The 15,335-nt window shown below is 69.8% G+C and carries 15 protein-coding genes; 14 read left to right on the top strand and 1 reads right to left on the bottom strand.

Annotated features, from left to right (window positions below; all coding sequences use genetic code 11):
* Window positions 1-5 precede the first annotated feature (5 nt).
* Both VGI02_RS00970 and VGI02_RS00965 read left to right on the top strand, forming a co-directional pair.
* Window positions 6-686, top strand: a complete 681-nt coding sequence (locus tag VGI02_RS00970) for a cytochrome P450 family protein (RefSeq protein WP_331625351.1) — start codon at window positions 6-8, stop codon at window positions 684-686.
* A gap of 15 nt (window positions 687-701) precedes the next feature.
* Window positions 702-1,214, top strand: coding sequence for a cytochrome P450 (locus tag VGI02_RS00965; RefSeq protein ID WP_331625395.1), 513 nt, complete (start codon window positions 702-704; stop codon window positions 1,212-1,214).
* A 68-nt stretch (window positions 1,215-1,282) separates the two neighbouring features.
* On the opposite strand, the gene VGI02_RS00960 is transcribed toward VGI02_RS00965, so the two are convergent.
* A complete protein-coding gene (locus tag VGI02_RS00960; RefSeq protein WP_331625350.1) occupies window positions 1,283-2,383 on the bottom strand; it encodes an NAD(P)-dependent alcohol dehydrogenase in 1,101 nt (366 codons plus the stop codon).
* A 353-nt stretch (window positions 2,384-2,736) separates the two neighbouring features.
* Between VGI02_RS00960 and VGI02_RS00955 the strand changes: the two genes are divergently transcribed.
* The 12 genes from VGI02_RS00955 to VGI02_RS00900 form a co-directional block, all read left to right on the top strand.
* On the top strand, window positions 2,737-3,417 hold the full coding sequence (locus VGI02_RS00955; RefSeq protein ID WP_331625349.1) for a response regulator transcription factor: 681 nt from the start codon (window positions 2,737-2,739) through the stop codon (window positions 3,415-3,417).
* Window positions 3,418-3,491: 74 nt separating this feature from the next.
* Complete coding sequence (locus VGI02_RS00950) at window positions 3,492-4,328, top strand: sensor histidine kinase (protein WP_331625348.1); 837 nt, start codon at window positions 3,492-3,494, stop codon at window positions 4,326-4,328.
* A gap of 1 nt (window position 4,329) precedes the next feature.
* Window positions 4,330-4,578: a hypothetical protein gene (locus VGI02_RS00945; protein WP_331625347.1), complete on the top strand. Its 249-nt coding sequence runs from the start codon at window positions 4,330-4,332 to the stop codon at window positions 4,576-4,578.
* A 583-nt stretch (window positions 4,579-5,161) separates the two neighbouring features.
* Window positions 5,162-6,046 carry an MlaE family ABC transporter permease gene (locus VGI02_RS00940; protein ID WP_331625346.1) on the top strand — a complete coding sequence of 295 codons (885 nt, stop codon included), beginning with the start codon at window positions 5,162-5,164 and terminating at the stop codon, window positions 6,044-6,046.
* 10 nt (window positions 6,047-6,056) lie between these two features.
* Window positions 6,057-6,935: an ABC transporter permease gene (locus VGI02_RS00935; protein ID WP_331625345.1), complete on the top strand. Its 879-nt coding sequence runs from the start codon at window positions 6,057-6,059 to the stop codon at window positions 6,933-6,935.
* Between the two features lie 312 nt (window positions 6,936-7,247).
* A complete protein-coding gene (locus VGI02_RS00930; RefSeq protein WP_414638169.1) occupies window positions 7,248-7,991 on the top strand; it encodes an ABC transporter ATP-binding protein in 744 nt (247 codons plus the stop codon).
* 5 nt (window positions 7,992-7,996) lie between these two features.
* Window positions 7,997-9,265, top strand: coding sequence for an Mce/MlaD family protein (locus tag VGI02_RS00925; protein WP_331625344.1), 1,269 nt, complete (start codon window positions 7,997-7,999; stop codon window positions 9,263-9,265).
* Window positions 9,265-10,677 (top strand): MlaD family protein, encoded by a 1,413-nt coding sequence (locus tag VGI02_RS00920; RefSeq protein WP_331625343.1) that lies wholly within the window; start codon window positions 9,265-9,267, stop codon window positions 10,675-10,677. The genes VGI02_RS00925 and VGI02_RS00920 overlap by 1 nt, the downstream gene beginning before the upstream one ends.
* The gene (locus tag VGI02_RS00915; protein ID WP_331625342.1) at window positions 10,677-12,065 is read left to right on the top strand and encodes an MlaD family protein; all 1,389 of its coding nucleotides are present in this window, start codon (window positions 10,677-10,679) and stop codon (window positions 12,063-12,065) included. Before VGI02_RS00920 ends, VGI02_RS00915 begins: the two co-directional genes overlap by 1 nt.
* A complete protein-coding gene (locus tag VGI02_RS00910) occupies window positions 12,062-13,537 on the top strand; it encodes an MlaD family protein (protein WP_331625341.1) in 1,476 nt (491 codons plus the stop codon). The genes VGI02_RS00915 and VGI02_RS00910 overlap by 4 nt, the downstream gene beginning before the upstream one ends.
* A complete protein-coding gene (locus VGI02_RS00905; protein WP_331625340.1) occupies window positions 13,534-14,859 on the top strand; it encodes an MlaD family protein in 1,326 nt (441 codons plus the stop codon). The genes VGI02_RS00910 and VGI02_RS00905 overlap by 4 nt, the downstream gene beginning before the upstream one ends.
* Window positions 14,850-15,335: MlaD family protein (locus VGI02_RS00900; RefSeq protein WP_331625339.1), on the top strand; the 486-nt coding region annotated here is incomplete at its 3' end. The genes VGI02_RS00905 and VGI02_RS00900, both read left to right, overlap by 10 nt.

Genomic DNA, 15,335 nt, shown 5'->3' with positions numbered 1-15,335 from the left:
CCCACATGACGACGACGACTGGGATCGACCTGCTGAGCTCGGCCTCCTTCGCCGGGGGGCACCCCGTCGAGCAGTACCGCTGGCTGCGCGAGAACGCCCCGGTGTTCTGGCACGAGGAGACCGACGGCCCCGGCTTCTGGGCCGTCACCGGCTACGAGCAGATCCGGACGGCCAGCAAGGCGCCCGAGACCTTCTCGAGCTGGGCGGGCGGCATCATGATCAACGACTTCCCGCCGGAGGAGCTGGAGTTCTTCCGCAGCATGATCCTCGTGATGGACCCGCCGAAGCACTCGTTCTACCGGCGCCTGGTGGGGAACCTGTTCACGCCCAAGCGTGCCGACCGCTGGCGCGACTCGATCCGCGACATCGTCACCAGCATCCTCGACGAGGCCTCCGAGTGGACCTCCTGCAACCTCGTCGAGGACATCGCCGGGAAGCTGCCGTCCTACGTCATCGCCGAGCTGCTGGGCATCCCGCGCAGCGAGGGCAGCCGGCTCTACCAGCTCACCGAGACCATGCACGGGGCGCCGGACGTGGTCAGCGACGAGCAGCGCTTCGGTGCGATGCGCGAGATCACCGCCTACGGCGCGGGCATCCGCGCCGAGAAGATCGCCGACCCGGCCGAGGATCTCGCCAGCCGCCTGGTCGCCGCCGAGATCGACGGCCGCACGCTCACCGAGCAGTAGTTCACGTCGTTCTTCCTGCTGCTGATCAACGCCGGTGGCGACACCACCCGCAACCTGGTCGGCGGGGCGATGGTGACCCTGCTGGAGCGCCCGGAGCTCCTCGAGCGACTGCGCGCGAAGGCCGACACGCTCATGCCCTCTGCCCTCGAGGAGCTGCTCCGGTTCCAGAGCCCGGTCATCTACATGCGGCGCACCGCTGTGGCGGACACCGAGCTCGGAGGCGCCTCGATCTCGGCGGGCGACAAGGTGGGGCTCTACTACGGGGCGGGCAACGGGGACGCCTCGGTGTTCGACCGCCCGCAGGACCTGGTGCTCGACCGCAGCCCCAACGAGCACCTGGCCTTCGGTGGCGGCGGGCCGCACTTCTGCCTCGGGTCGCACTTCGGCCGCATCGAGGGCGGCGAGATGATCCGCCAGCTGCTGGAGCGCTTCCCGGATCTGGCGCTCGCGGGGCAGCCGACCTGGCTCGCGTCGAACTTCATCTCGGGTCCCACCCACGTGCCGGTGGCCTACACGCCCCGCGGGTGAGCCCGTCGCCGTGCCCGACGACGGACGGGGCGGCGCCATCCCGGCGCCGCCCCGTCCTCGGGTCGTGGTCAGACCAGGGTGAGCACCGGCTTGAGGGTGACCCCGGACTCGGAGTCCTCCACGGCCTGGTTGATCGCCTCGAACGGGTAGGCCTTCACCAGCTTCTCGAAGGGGAAGCGGCCCTCGGCCTGCAGCTCGACCAGACGCGGGATCATCGTGTGCGGGTCGGCATCACCCTCGATGACCCCGACGACCTTCCGGCCGGGTACGGCCAGCTCGAGCATGTCGATCGAGAGCTCAGTGCCCGGCAGCCCCAGGCCGAGCAGGCCCGCGGTGCCGCGGGGGGCGAGGCTGGAGACGCAGGCCCGCATGACGGCGGGCACCGCGGTGGTGTCGACGGCGAAGTCCGCGCCCATGCCGGTCGCCTCCCGCACCGCGGCGGGGACGTCCTCGACTCCGCTGGTGTCGATGGTGTGCGTGGCGCCCAGCTGGCGGGCCAGTTCGAGGCGGGCGGGCACCCGGTCGACGGCGACGATCGCGCGGCAGCCGACGACCTTCGCGGCCATCACCGCGGCGAGCCCGACCGCTCCGGAGCCGAACACGGCGACCGTCTGCTCCGGCGAGGGGGAGAAGGTGTTGAACACCGTGCCCGCCCCGGTGAGCAGGCCGCAGCCCAGCGGGCCCACCAGCGCGAGGTCGGCGTCCGCCCCGAGCTTGACCACGTTGCGCTCGTTCGCGATGGCGTGGCTGGCGAACGAGGACTGGCCGAAGTAGTTGCCGTGCAGGCCGCCGTCCGCGTGCAGGGCGTTGGTGCCGTCGAGGCGGCTGCCGGCGAAGTTGTGGGCGAGGAAGTTGAGGCAGTAGGCGGGCTCGCCGCCGCTGCACATCGGGCACTCACCGCAGAAGTTGAAGGTCAGGACGACCTTGTCCCCGGGGGCCACGGCGGACACGCCGTCGCCCACCGCCGAGACCACACCCGCGCCCTCGTGGCCGAGCACGGCGGGCAGCGGCATCGGCAGCCACTGGTTCCGGACGCCGATGTCGGTGTGGCACATGCCGACGGAATGGACCTCGACGAGGACCTCGCCAGGCCCGGGGGCGTCGAGCTCGACGTCCTCGATCGTGAACTTGCCTTCCGGCTCCCGGACGACGGCCGCGGAGATGCGCATGGGGGTTCCTCTTCCTTCGGGCGACGGAGAACGCGGGCGTCGCGCCTCGTGGGCGGCGACGCCGCGCGTCGGTGGGCACGGCCGCGACGAGACGCGTCGCGGTGCCACCCCTCACCGGCAAGTTAGCGACGCCCGAGGCGGTTTCGGCAGGTCACGAGCCGTTGGGGGCAGCAATCACCCCCGTCCGGGAGACGAGCCGGTCGGCGCGCGCGAAGAGTCTGCTGGTCGAGCGTGCAACGATCACGGTCCACACAGACGACGGGCGGACCGACGACGGTCCCGCGTCACGACCGGTCCCTCCGGAGGTCGGAGGGCCGCGGTCCGGACGTGCGGGCCGGGAGGTGGGCGGGACCATGGCGGAGACGCCGGCAACGGGCGGCGCGCCGCTGCGTGGCGCGCCCTCCGTGGTCCTCATCGACGATCACGAACTCGTACTCGACGGGTTGCGCCGTGCCCTCGAGCGCGCCGGCTGGACGGTCTCGGGCGCCTTCACCGACCCCGAGCAGGCCCTGCGGCACCTCGCGAACAACGAGGTCGACGTCGTCGTGGTCGACCTGCGCCTCGGACGGCACTCGGGGCTGACGGTGCTCGAGGCGGTACGCGCTCTCGGGCTGTCCGCGTCGGTCGCCGTGCTGACCAGCTACGCCGACTCGTCGGCCGCCTCCGAGGCGCTGCGGGCCGGGGCTCGGGGCTTCCTGCTCAAGGACACCGGCTCGGCCGAACTGGTCGACCGGCTGCGGGCGGTGGCCGCGGGCGACCTGGTGGTGGACGGTCGGGTGGCGCAGACCCTGGGGGCCGCCGAGGAAGAGGTGCTGACTGCTCAGGAGATCGCGATCCTGGGCGCGGTCGCCCGCGGCCTCACCAACCGCCAGATCGGCGCGGAGCTGTACCTGAGCCACTACACGGTCAAGGAGTACCTGGCCCGCATCATGCGCAAGCTGGACACGCGCCGCCGGGCCGAGACGGTGGTCCGGGCGGTCGAGATGGGGCTCTTGCGTGACCACGGACGCCCACCTGCGAGGGAGAGGCCGTAACGCGTCGGTGTATGACCCGTTGGTGGGGTGTGGGCCTGGTGACAGAGTGGGCCCGCGAAGGCCGGGAGGCAGCGATGGAGACCGAGGTGTCACGAGGTCCTCGCGCCGGAGACGGCGGGCAGGGACCCGCGGGTCTCGTGGCGGCGCTGGAGGTCCTGGAGCGCGGTGCCGCGCCCGACGGTGCCGCTTCCCCGACGGCAACCGAGTCCGCATCCGAGGCTCCGTCGGCCTCCGATGCTCCGTCGGCGGCCCCCCACCGGTCGGCGCAGGCCCGGATGCGCAGGCTCGCGGGCGACCTCCACGACGGCGCGATCCAGGCGCTCATCGTGGCCGGGTACGACCTGGTGGAGCTGGTGGAGACCGCCGACCTCTCGCCGGCCGCGCGGGAGCTCGCCGAGCGGGTGGCCGCACGGATCGACGAGTCCTACGACCAGATGCGCCTGGTCCTCACCGAGATGAGCCGGGAGGACGACCCCGGTGATCCGGAGCTCCCGCTGCTGGACGCCCTGCACGCGTGCTGTGCCCGCGGTCGCCTGGTCCCCGAACCGACGCGGCTGGTGACCATCGGGACGGGCCCGGAGCCGGTCGGGGCCGCCCGCGAGGTGGCCGTGCGGACGGTGCGCGAGGGGCTGGCCAACGCCCGCAAGCACGCGGTCGCCACCCGGGCCGTGGTGACCGTGCGACGCGGCAGGCGCTGGTGGAAGGTCGATGTCGACGACGACGGGACCGGTGACGAGCACACGCTGCGCTGCGCCATGAACGACATCTCGGGCGACGCCTCCGGGGCCTCCTACGGTCTGCGCAGCCTCGCGCTCGAGGCGGCCCGGGCGGGCGGCCGGCTCTGGATCACCCCGGCCCCCGGTCTGGGCGGCATCCGGCTCAGCGTGTCGGTGCCCACGGGAACGGCCTGACGTGCTCGCCACCGCTGGGCTGCTGGCCGAGGTCGTCGACCCCGGTCCCCCCTGCTGGGCGCGCTCCGCGATCGGCATCGCGGTCGCCGCGATCTGCTGGGTCGGCTTCCTCGGTGCCCGGGCGTCCTACCGCCGCCACCGCGACGGCCGGGTGAACGCGGCCCGCCTGACCGGCGCGGGTGTCGCCGTGGGAGTTCTGGGCGGGCTGGCCCTGGTCTGGGTCGGCTTCACGGCGGTCTTCCCCACCTGAGCTGACCGGGCGCCGGTACCGCGGCCCATCGGCCGCCCGGCGGTCGCCGCGTCAGCTTCCCCCCATTTGGGGGGGTGGACACCCCCAGGTGCTGAGTGCTGGGTCACTTGACTACGGACAGAATCAGCATATGCACGGACCGCGAACTCGACCTCCGGGTCGGCGCCACCCGTGCCCAGGGTGGACCTCTCCCGACGGGCTATCGCCACGCACGGCGGCGTCGTTACCCGTCCACGACTTGGACAGCGGGATGTTGCCCCCAACGGGCGGGTCATCTCCCCCCAGAGGCTGATTACCGCTGCTCCACTCAGCACAAGCATGGGATGTTGATGACTTGTGATCGTGCCAACACCCGGCTGCGGCCCCGACGGGCCGACCGGGTCGGCGGCCGGACCGGGCGTGTGCCCGGCCCGGCGGACCGCCAGTCGTCATCGGTCGACATGTCACCCATCGACACTCCCCCAAGGGGCGGGGTTCGGTGCCCCTTTCGGCAGGGGGCGCGTGACTCCGCTGTGACATACGCGTTGACCGCATCAGTGATCCGCACAACGTCTGCGTGGGTCTCTCGAAGGGAGGAAACCCGGTGAGCACCGACACCAGGCTGGACAGCGGTGGGGCGCCCGGGAACGCGGGAGCGATCCCCGACACCCGGGAACGCAGCAAGACGCTGACCCCGCCACGGTGGCTCGGTCAGGCCGGTGAGCCGCTCATCACGATCGGCGAGATCTTCCGCCTGGGCTTCCGGGTCTTCGGGATGGCGATCCGCCGGCCGTACGGCTATTGGGCGGACACCCGCGACCAGGCCTACAGCATGCTGAAGCTCTGCTGGTTCCCGATGGCCGTCGCGACGTTCGCGTTCGGGTTCGGGGCGCCGGGCCTCTCCGGTGGTGCGATCTTCCACATCTTCGGCATCCCGTCCCGGCTGGGCTCGTTCTTCCAGTTCGCCAGCATCCGGGAGTTCGCGCCGTTCATCGACGGCATGGTGGTCGCCGGCGTCGTCGGTACCGCCGTGACCGCAGACCTCGGTGCTCGCAAGATTCGCGAGGAGCTCGACGCCATGGAGGTCCTCGGCGTCGACCCCGTCCGCTCGCTGATCATCCCGCGGGTCCTGGCGATCACGTTCATGACCGCGATCTTCGACGTCATGGCGCTGATCATGGGTCTGGTGAGCGGCTACCTCGCCGCCGGTCCGGTGTTCGGCGCCGACCTGCCCGCGTACACCGCGAGCCTCTACGACCTGCTCAACGTCCCCGACGTCCTGGGCAGCATCACCAAGGCCGGCTGCTTCGGCCTCGTGATCGGCGTCGTGTCCTGCTACATGGGCCTCAACGTCAAGGGCGGCTCTATCGGCGTCGGCCGTGCGGTGAACCAGGCCGTGGTCATCGCGTTCGCCGGTGTGTGGATCGTGAACTTCGTCTTCACGAGCATGCTGCTCGGCCTCAGCCCGTCGCTCTACGTCTTCAAGTAAGGGGGGCAGCATGTCGATCGACCACGACACCAAGCAGACCGATTCCTCACAGGATCAGCGGAAGGCGCCGAAGCCGCCACCGGTCGAGGTCAGCTTCGCGACCCTCGGTGAGAAGGTCCGCAACGGGATGTACGTCGCCGGCGAGATCGGCGTCTTCGTCCAGGGCACGATCCGGGACTTCCCGGACATGCTCCGCCGCTACATCCCCGAGATGTTCCGCCAGCTCGGCCTCCTCATCATCGGCAGCGCCCTGGTGCTGTGGATGATGATGTTCATCATGGGCCTGGAGTGCGGGCTCGAGGCCGGGTATGTGCTCAAGCAGATCGGCGCGCCGCTGTACTCCGGCGTCTTCAACGCGTACTGCGGTCTGCGTGAGTGCTCGGTCTACATGTGGGGCTGGATTCTCGCGGCCAAGGTCGGCTGCGGCTACGTCGCCGAGATCGGCTCGATGCGGATCTCCGACGAGATCGACGCCATGGAGGTCATGGGCGTCAAGTCCAAGAGCTACCTCGTCGGTACCCGGATCATGTCGGCCCTGATCGCCTTCCCGTTCCTGTGGGCGACCGGCCTGGGCATGCTCTACCTCGGCCAGTACCTCATGACCGTGGTCAACATCGGCGAGGTCTCGCCCGGTGGCTACTTCTACATCTTCTGGCTCTACCAAAGCCCGTACGACCTCTTCGCCTCATTGACCAAGGTGATGGTCGAATCACTCGTGATCTGCGGAGTGGGCTTGTACTACGGCTATCACGCCGGCGGAGGCCCGGTCGGCGTGGGTCAGGCGACGGCGAAATCGATGATTCTCAACATGGTGCTCATCTCGGTGATCGGAGCACTGGGCACCCTGTTCTTCTGGGGCATCGACGTCAACGCACCCATCTCCAACTGAGGCTCGCCCACAACTGAATCCGTCCCGCCACGGCGGGGCTCCCGAGAAGTACCAGAACTCGGTCCCGAGGCTCTTGGCAGGGCCCCGGGGCCGAGTTCTTCTCATGCGCGAAAAAAGCAGCCGGGTTGTGTTCCCGTCTCAATCTTCCCGTAACCATCGTTGCCCCCCGTCGTTTGACGGGGAAAGGCGCTCCGGAGGTCAGTCGTGTCGGAAACGGAACCCATCGCCATCGGCGAGACCCAGAACCTGTCGCAGGCTCAGGAGCAGGGTGGCCAGCAGGCGAGCGGCAGCGGCGTCACCGCTGCCAGCAAGCTGCAGGTGCACAACCTGTCGAAGTCGTTCGGCTCGTCGAAGGTCATGAAGAACATCAACTTCGACTTCGCCGACGACGCGATCACGACGGTCCTCGGACCGTCGGGCACCGGCAAGAGCGTGCTGATCAAGCACCTCGTCGGCCTGCTCGAGCCGGACACCGGCGAGGTCCTGGTCGACGGCGACGACATCTGGGCGATGACCGAGAACGAGCGGTACTCGATGCGTACCCGATTCGGGGTCTGCTGGCAGGACGGCGCGCTCTTCGGCTCGATGAACCTCTACGACAACACTGCGTTCCCGCTTCGGACGCACACGAAGATGTCGGAGTCCGAGATCGAGGAGAAGGTGATGCGACTGCTCGAGGAAGTGGGTCTCGGGCATTCCGCGCACAAGGCTCCGAACGAGATCTCCGGTGGCATGAAGAAGCGTGCCGGGTTCGCGCGGGCCATGGTCATGGACCCGGAGTTCGTCATCTTCGACGAGCCGGACTCGGGTCTCGACCCGGTGCGCACCAGCCTGCTCTGCGACATCATCCTGGACGTCCACTCGAAGCACGGCGGGACGTATCTGCTGGTCACCCACGACATGGCCACCGCCCGCAAGGTCAGTGACTACATCGGGCTGATCTGGCAGGGCGAGGTCGTGCACTACGGCCCGGCCAAGGAAGCCTTCGAGAACGAAGACCCGTTCGTCAAGCAGTTCCTCGCCGGAGAGTCGGCCGGACCCCTCGGAATGGACTAGCCACCATGCGTTTCACGCCCGCCCGCGTCCTCGCGGGGGTGATTATTCTTCTGCTCGTCGTCGGAGGCATCGTCCTCATCACGACGCCTGGTCAATACAAGGCGACGGCCTTCATCCCGGCCGGTAACCCGAACATCATCGAGGGTGCCCCCGTCCTGATCAACGGCTTCCCCAAGGGCAAGGTCGACAAACTCGTTCCCGAGGGTCAGGGCGCGGAGCTCACGATCGCGGCGGACAGCGACGTCGCTCCCCTGCACGCCGGCGCGGTCGTCTTCGTCCAGTGGAGCGCGGCCGTCGGAGAACGCCTGATCCAGGTCAACGACGGGCCGCCGTCGAACCCCGAGATTCCGGACGGGGGGCGCATCGAGGGCAACATGCCGAAGCCGATGGAGCTCTCCGACGTGCTCGCGGCCCTCGACCCGGCCACCCGGAGCCGACTCGGACCGGTGATCCAGCAGCTGCAGACGACGCTCACGGGTCACGAGCAGGACCTGAGCAACACGCTCTCGACGGCGGGCCCCGCGTTCACCGCGATCGGCAACGTGTTCCGCGGTGTCGCGATCGACGAGCCGGCGATCAACCAGCTGGTGACCGACACCAACAACCTGGTGACGCGGGCCGGTGCCCACGACCAGGACATCTCCGGGATCGTCAACGACCTCTCGGTGAGCACGCACGACACGGCACAGCAGCGCGAGGCGCTGCGCCAGGTCCTGCAGAAGCTGCCGCCGACCCTGGACCAGGCGCGGTCGACCCTGGCGAAGGTCCCGGGGACGACCGACGCGGCGGTGCCGCTGCTTCAGGACGCGAAGACCACGACCGACAAGCTCCCCTCGGTCGCGAGCCACCTCGCCCCGGTGCTCTCGGACCTCCGCCCGACCATCGCCCAGCTCAAGCCCACGCTCCAGGCGGCGTCGCAGCTGCTCGACTACACCCCGGGCCTGCTCGACGCGGGTGACGTGACGGTGCCGAAGGTCGGCGACACATTCGAGAAGGTCTCCCCGACCCTGTCGAGCCTGCAGCCGTTCACGCCGTGCCTGGTCGGCTTCCTCTCCACGTGGGGCTCGGCGGCCGCCTACTCGGACGCCAACGGTCAGTACGTCCGCATCCCGGTGCGCGTCGGGCCGGAGAGCGTGCTGGACACCCCGGCCAACCCGGGCGACGCCTACGCGAAGCCGGTCCCGCGCACGTGCGACGCGGTCGCCCAGGGCGGCGCCGGCAACGCGGGAAGCACGGCCAACCCGGTGTCAGCGGGAATCGGAGGACTGAACTGATGACCCGCTCCCCGAACACCACGTCCGGGCCGAATCCGTTCCGGTCGCTGGGCAAGGTCCACATCCTGTTCCTCACGCTGGTCGCCCTGCTCGGGGCCACCGCGGCCACGGCGAGCGTCACCGCGACGCAGGGCGACGGCCAGACGGTCGTGGCCGACTTCGCGAACATCGGCGCGATGACCAGCCAGGCGCAGGTCAAGATCGGTGGCGTCCTGGTCGGTACCACCGGCACCCCGACGGTGGACCCGGATCGCAAGGTCGCGATGGTCCCGATGAACCTCGACCAGAAGGCGCTGCCGCTGCATGCGGACGCCACGGCAACGATCCGCCAGCTCTCCCTCATCGGGGAGAAGTTCGTGGACCTGAACCCCGGCACCCCGTCGGCGCCGGTCCTGGAGCCCGGCCAGACGCTCTCGGTCAAGCAGACCAGCTTCGCCGAGGACTACCAGAACATCGTCCAGGCCCTGAACGACCCGACCGCGGCCGGACTGTCGTCGCTGCTGCGCACGCTGGGCGGCGGGGTCGCGAACCGCGGCCAGAACGTGCAGGACATCATCCACGGACTGAAGCCCGCGTTCGGTGACACCGCCGCGCTCGCCGGCTCACTCGGGCGGCAGAACCAGCTGCTCGGTCAGGTGATCGACCAGGTTCAGCCGGTGACGAACGGGCTCGCGGCCGATGAGGGCAAGACCCTGGACCGCACGGTCGGGTCGGCCACCAACCTGCTCGGCACGACCGCGGCGAACGAGCAGCAACTGCGGGACACGCTGCAGGAGCTCCCCTCCACGTTGGCGGCCGCGCAGAAGACGCTGGACGACCTGACCCACACGGCCGGGGCGACGCAGCAGACGCTGCACGACCTGCGGCCGACCGCGGACAACCTCGCGGCGATCTCCGGCGAGATCAGCACCTTCACGGACTCGGCCCAGCCGGCCCTCGAGGCGGCCAACCCGCTGCTCGACAAGGCCAACGCGCTGCTGGACGAGGCCCGCCCGCTGGCCGCTGAGGCCAAGCTGACCGGCAAGCCGCTCTACGACACGGTCCACGGCGCACGCCCGATCGTGAACTCGCTCGCCACCAACATCGGCGGGCCGTACGGCAGTGGGCCCGACAAGTTCTGCGGTTCCACGGACCCGACCGCGTGCAGCGACCCCCGCATCCAGGGTGTGCTCGGCTTCTTGCACAACTGGGCGCTCACCACCAACCAGGGTGACGCGCTGAGCCACTACTTCCGGGTGTTCTTCGTGGCCGACACCTCGAACGCGACCGGGGGCCTGGGCCTCCCCGGAAAGCTGGTCCCCGGGGCGAACAACACCCTGCTCAAGGGCCAGCCCTCGCCGTCGGGCAGCGCCACGGGCCTCACCCCCGCGCAGGAGCAGAGCGCCCTGGGCACCCTCATGGGAGGACGCTGATGGCCGGCAAGACGAAGCGGTCGGCGCGCTTCACGTCCGGCGTCCTCGGCCTCGTGGTGGTCGTGGTGTCGGCGCTGATCGCGCTGTTCGCCCTCAACTCCGCGAAGGGCCTCCCGGGCCAGGACCACACCTACGTCAAGGCCCAGTTCACGAACACCGGTGACCTCCACGTCGACGACGACCTGCGCGAGGCCGACGTTCGCGTCGGCCGCGTGGACGACATCGACTACGAGGGCAACGGCGTCGGGACCGCCCGCCTGCAGTTCGACGACAGCCGCCCGGTCTACAAGAACGCCACTGTCCAGGTGGTCTCGCGCTCCGGCCTCGGCCAGAAGTACATCAACATCAACCGCGGCGACCCGGCGGCAGGCACGCTGCCCTCGGACGGGATCATCCCGGCGGCGCAGACCCAGCCGGCGGTCGAGATCCTCGACCTGGCGAGCGTCTTCGACCCGAAGACGACGGCTGCCGCGCAGGGTGCGCTCGGCCAGCTCGGGGCCGGCCTCGAGGGCCACGCGAAGGACCTGTCCGACGCGGTCGACGCCGTCCCGGGGAACCTGCCCAAGCTGAGCACGGTGGCCCGGGCGCTGAACAACAACAACGGCAAGGACATCAACACCGTCCTCACCTCGCTGCGCGACCTGACCTCGCAGTTCCAGGGCAGGCAGGAGCAGCTCACCGATCTGAATCGCAACCTGGCGACCACGTTCGACGCGGTCAACGTCAACCAGGGCAGGTCGTTGGCCGACCTCGTCAAGGTGGCGCCCGGGGCGTTCCGCGACGTCCGCAAGGCCCTGGTCGACCTCCAGGACCCTCTGGAGACGACCACCGAGGCGGTGACCAACATCCGGCCCGGCGTCAACGACCTCGCGAAGGCCACCCCGGACGTCCGGGGTGTGCTGCGGGAGGCGCCGCGTCCGCTGGACAAGGTGCCGGGCGTCTCCGACGTCGGGCAGCCCGCACTGGAAGCACTCACCCCGGCCCTGCACGACCTGCGGCCGCTGGTGGTCGACATCCGGACCGCGGCGCAGAACGCCCGGCTCCCGCTGGCGTGCCTGGCCCCGTACAACGTCGGCAAGGTGTTCACCAACCTCGCGTACCTGGTCCGCCAGGGCGACGTCAACGGAAACACCGCGCGGTTCATCCTTGTCCCGCAGACCGGCATCGTCGGCGGTGTCCCGGTACCGACCGACGTCAGCAAGGTCAGCAACTTGCCGTGCCCTCAGCCGAACTTCGACGACGGCCACTGGGGCGACGGCGGCCAGTGGGGCGACCAGCACGGCGGCGGAGACCCCCACGGAGGTGCCCCGCACGGCGGTGACTCCCAGGACAGCAAGCAGTCCGGGAACCAGGCCGTTGCCGACCGGAGCGGAGGAAACGACCGATGAAGCTCAGCCTGCCCGGGAAGGGCAACGGGAACGGGAACGGGAACGGGAACGGGAACGGGAACGGGAACGGCTCGGTCAAGAAGCCGAACGTCCGCCGGGTCAACTACGCGCTCGTCGGCACCATCGTGGTCGCGGCACTGGCCTTCGGGCTGGTCGCCGGCATGACGAAGTCGGAGTGGCAGCAGTACTACCAGTGGGGCTTCACCACCCGGGACGTGCACACGACCGGCGACTACTTCACGCTGGCCAACTCCAGCAAGGTGAAGGTCGGTGGCGTCGAGGTCGGGCGCATCGACTCGGTCGAGCGTGAGGCCGACGGCTCCGCGGTGATGCACCTGCGGGTCCAGTCGGACGTCGTCGACAAGGTCGGCACCGAGCCGTCCGCCAATGTCCGGCCCGTCAGCCTCCTCGGTGGTGTCATCTACATCGACATCATCCCCGGCGGTGACCGGACGCAGCCCTGGACGGACGACATCCCGGTCCAGCGCACCCAGCTGCCGACCGAGCTCAGCCAGGTCGTCCAGGCGATCCAGCCGGACGCGGTCAAGGGCATCCCGGCCTCCGTCAACGGACTCGACCGGGCCCTGAAGGCGGGCTCCGGACAGGCGATCCAGGGTCTGGCCAAGGACGCCCCGGCCGCGCTGGGCCCGGGCGCCGGCGTGATCGACGCCCTGCAGGGCACGAACCCCGGCAACGACCTGCCTGCGGTCGTCGACGGCCTGCAGCGCACGACCTCGGTGCTCTCCCGCCAGGACGGGCAGATCGAGTCGATCCTGTCCGACCTGCACACCACGACGACGGCGTTCCGGGAATCGAGCAAGCCCACCGTGCAGGCGATCCACGACCTGCCCGCCGCCCTCGACACCGCGCAGCCGGGCCTGGCCCGGTTGGGTGGCTCGCTGGACAAGCTCAAGGACACCGCCGGGCCGGCGCGGCCCGTCGTGCAGCAGGCCGGCGTGCTTCTCGATCACCTGGACCCGGTGCTGGTCAAGGCCCGCCCGGTGGTCAGCGACCTCCGGAGCGCGCTCGAGCAGACCCGCCCGCTGGTGCAGGGCCTCATCCCGGCGAGCAAGGACCTCACCACGGTCTTCAACGGGCTCAACCCCACGCTCGACCGCGTGAACGGACCGATCGTCGACACCCTGAACGCCGGCTACACGCCGAACGAGGGGGCTGACAAGGACCGTCGGCACACGACGGTGCCGGGGCAGCACGCGGACAAGCTCCGCGACGAGGTCGGTCCCATGCTCCGCAGCCTGAACGGCGCCGGCGCCTACAACGACCCGAACGGCTACGGCATCGCGTTCAACGTCGGGGTCGGCTCCGGGAGCATCGCCGGCGTCGGAGGCCTCTCCCTGCCGACGCTGTACTCCCTGCTGAACCCGGGGCTCCAGCCGCCTCCCGCGGCCGCGGCCGCCCTCCCGGCCCCCGTGGCCGGCCTGCTGCCGGGCACGACCGGAGGAACCCGATGAGCGCGCAGAATCCCGGCCGTGTCCGCCGGGCGGCCCATTTCATCCGCACCGAGCCCGGCCTGCTGCGCAACGTCATCGCGATCGTGGTGGTGGTCGCCCTCGGCCTCGGGATCGGCGGCGCGGTCCTGGCCAACCAGCGCTTCACCCCGCCGTGGCAGGGCCGCACGCAGGTGTGGGCGACCTTCGCCGAGGCGGCCTCGGTGGCGCCCGGCCTGGGTCAGGCCGTGCAGATCAACGGCGTCGAGGTCGGCCAGATCGCCGACGCGAAGATCGACAACAAGGGCCACGCCCTCGTGCTCATGTCCATCAACCAGGACACCTACGACCGGCCGATCTACCAGAACGCCACGGTCGTCATGCGGCCCACCACACCGCTGAACACGATGTACATCGAGCTCGACCCCGGCGGTCCGCCTGCGCCCGAGATGGCCGACTACGGGGTCCTCGCCCTGGGCAACAGTCAGTCGCCGGTGGAGATCGACCAGCCGCTGAGCCACCTCGACGAGAACACCCGTGAGGCGACCCGCGCACTGCTGAGCCAGGCGGACGTGTCCCTCGCCCGGGCCGGTCAGGACCTGCCCGGCGGCGTCAGCGCCGTCGACGACCTCACCAAGCAGATCACCCCGGTGGTCCAGCAGCTGGACACCCGCCGCGACAAGATCAAGCAGCTGATCACCGCGGTCGGCCAGCTCTCCCAGGCGGTCGGCGGCAACGATGTGCGTCTGACCAACCTGGCGAACTCGCTGCAGACCACCCTGAAGGCGGTCTCCGATCAGAGCGACGCGCTGCGTGACAGCTTCAATCAGCTGCCCGGGGTCACCGACAAGCTCAAGGCGAGCACCGGCGCCGTCCAGGGCCTGTCCGACCAGCTCGACCCCACGCTGGACGACGTCAAGGAAGCCAGCGACACGCTGCCCGACTCCCTGGGCAAGCTCACGGACACCGTCGACACCGCGAGCGCCACGGTCGACAAGCTCGCCCCGGTGGCCCAGAAGCTGAAGCCGACGGCGGCCGACCTGCGGCCGTTCGTGGACGACGTGAACCGGACGCTGCCCGACCTCAAGCCGATCGTGCGTCAGCTCGACGACCCGATCACGAAGAACCTCATCCCGTACCTGCCCGACCTCACGGCGTTCACCTACCAGACCCGGTCGATCACGGACCTCGGGGACGGGAACGCGCGGAACAGTGCTCGGGCCCTGGTCCAGGCCGGCGTCTGCTCGGTGCCGGTGGACAACCCGCTCTGCAACTCCCCGCAGGTCAACTTGCCGCCGGACAAACTCCCGGCACCTCCCAAGCACTCCAACGGTGGATGGGGCTGACGGTGAAGATTTCCCAGAAAGCGCTCCCCTGGATCCAGACGACGATCCTGCTCGTCTTCGTCGCGGTCAGCCTCGTCTTCTACGCGATCTTCTTCGTGGGAGCGGGTGGCAAGCTCCCCCCGTTCACGTCCACCCCGTACTCGGTGGTCTTCCAGTCGCCGATCAACAAGAACCTCGTCAACCAGAGCACGGTCACCCTGAACGGGGTGACGGTCGGGCACGTCATCGACCTGGAGGTCGTGGACGGCGTCGCCCAGGTCCGCGTCGGCTTCGACACCGATCCGCAGGTGGCTCCCCTACACCAGGGGGTCCACGCGTCGATCAAGACGAAGACGCTCATCAACGAGACCTACGTCGACGTCAAGGACGGGAACGGTCCGCCGTTGCCTGACCAGACGGTCCTGCCGAAGGAGGCCGTGAGCCCGCCGGTCGACACCGACGAGGTCGTCCGCGCCCTCCCGCAGTCCGATCGCCAG

Origin of the sequence: Actinomycetospora sp. (assembly GCF_036497245.1) — a bacterium.
In the GTDB taxonomy this organism is placed as follows: Bacteria; Actinomycetota; Actinomycetes; order Mycobacteriales; family Pseudonocardiaceae; genus Actinomycetospora.
Note: the sequence above shows the minus strand (reverse complement) of the source record. Positions and strands in the feature narration are given on the sequence as shown.

What these genes read in the sequence shown, in the direction of transcription:
- VGI02_RS00925 (WP_331625344.1), top strand. Translation starts at nt 7,997, where the DNA reads ATGCGTTTCACGCCCGCCCGCGTCCTCGCGGGGGTGATTATTCTTCTG.
- VGI02_RS00970 (WP_331625351.1), top strand. Translation starts at nt 6, where the DNA reads ATGACGACGACGACTGGGATCGACCTGCTGAGCTCGGCCTCCTTCGCC.
- VGI02_RS00910 (WP_331625341.1), top strand. Translation starts at nt 12,062, where the DNA reads ATGAAGCTCAGCCTGCCCGGGAAGGGCAACGGGAACGGGAACGGGAAC.
- VGI02_RS00955 (WP_331625349.1), top strand. Translation starts at nt 2,737, where the DNA reads ATGGCGGAGACGCCGGCAACGGGCGGCGCGCCGCTGCGTGGCGCGCCC.
- VGI02_RS00920 (WP_331625343.1), top strand. Translation starts at nt 9,265, where the DNA reads ATGACCCGCTCCCCGAACACCACGTCCGGGCCGAATCCGTTCCGGTCG.
- VGI02_RS00915 (WP_331625342.1), top strand. Translation starts at nt 10,677, where the DNA reads ATGGCCGGCAAGACGAAGCGGTCGGCGCGCTTCACGTCCGGCGTCCTC.
- VGI02_RS00950 (WP_331625348.1), top strand. Translation starts at nt 3,492, where the DNA reads ATGGAGACCGAGGTGTCACGAGGTCCTCGCGCCGGAGACGGCGGGCAG.
- VGI02_RS00935 (WP_331625345.1), top strand. Translation starts at nt 6,057, where the DNA reads ATGTCGATCGACCACGACACCAAGCAGACCGATTCCTCACAGGATCAG.
- VGI02_RS00960 (WP_331625350.1), bottom strand. Translation starts at nt 2,383, where the DNA reads ATGCGCATCTCCGCGGCCGTCGTCCGGGAGCCGGAAGGCAAGTTCACG.
- VGI02_RS00905 (WP_331625340.1), top strand. Translation starts at nt 13,534, where the DNA reads ATGAGCGCGCAGAATCCCGGCCGTGTCCGCCGGGCGGCCCATTTCATC.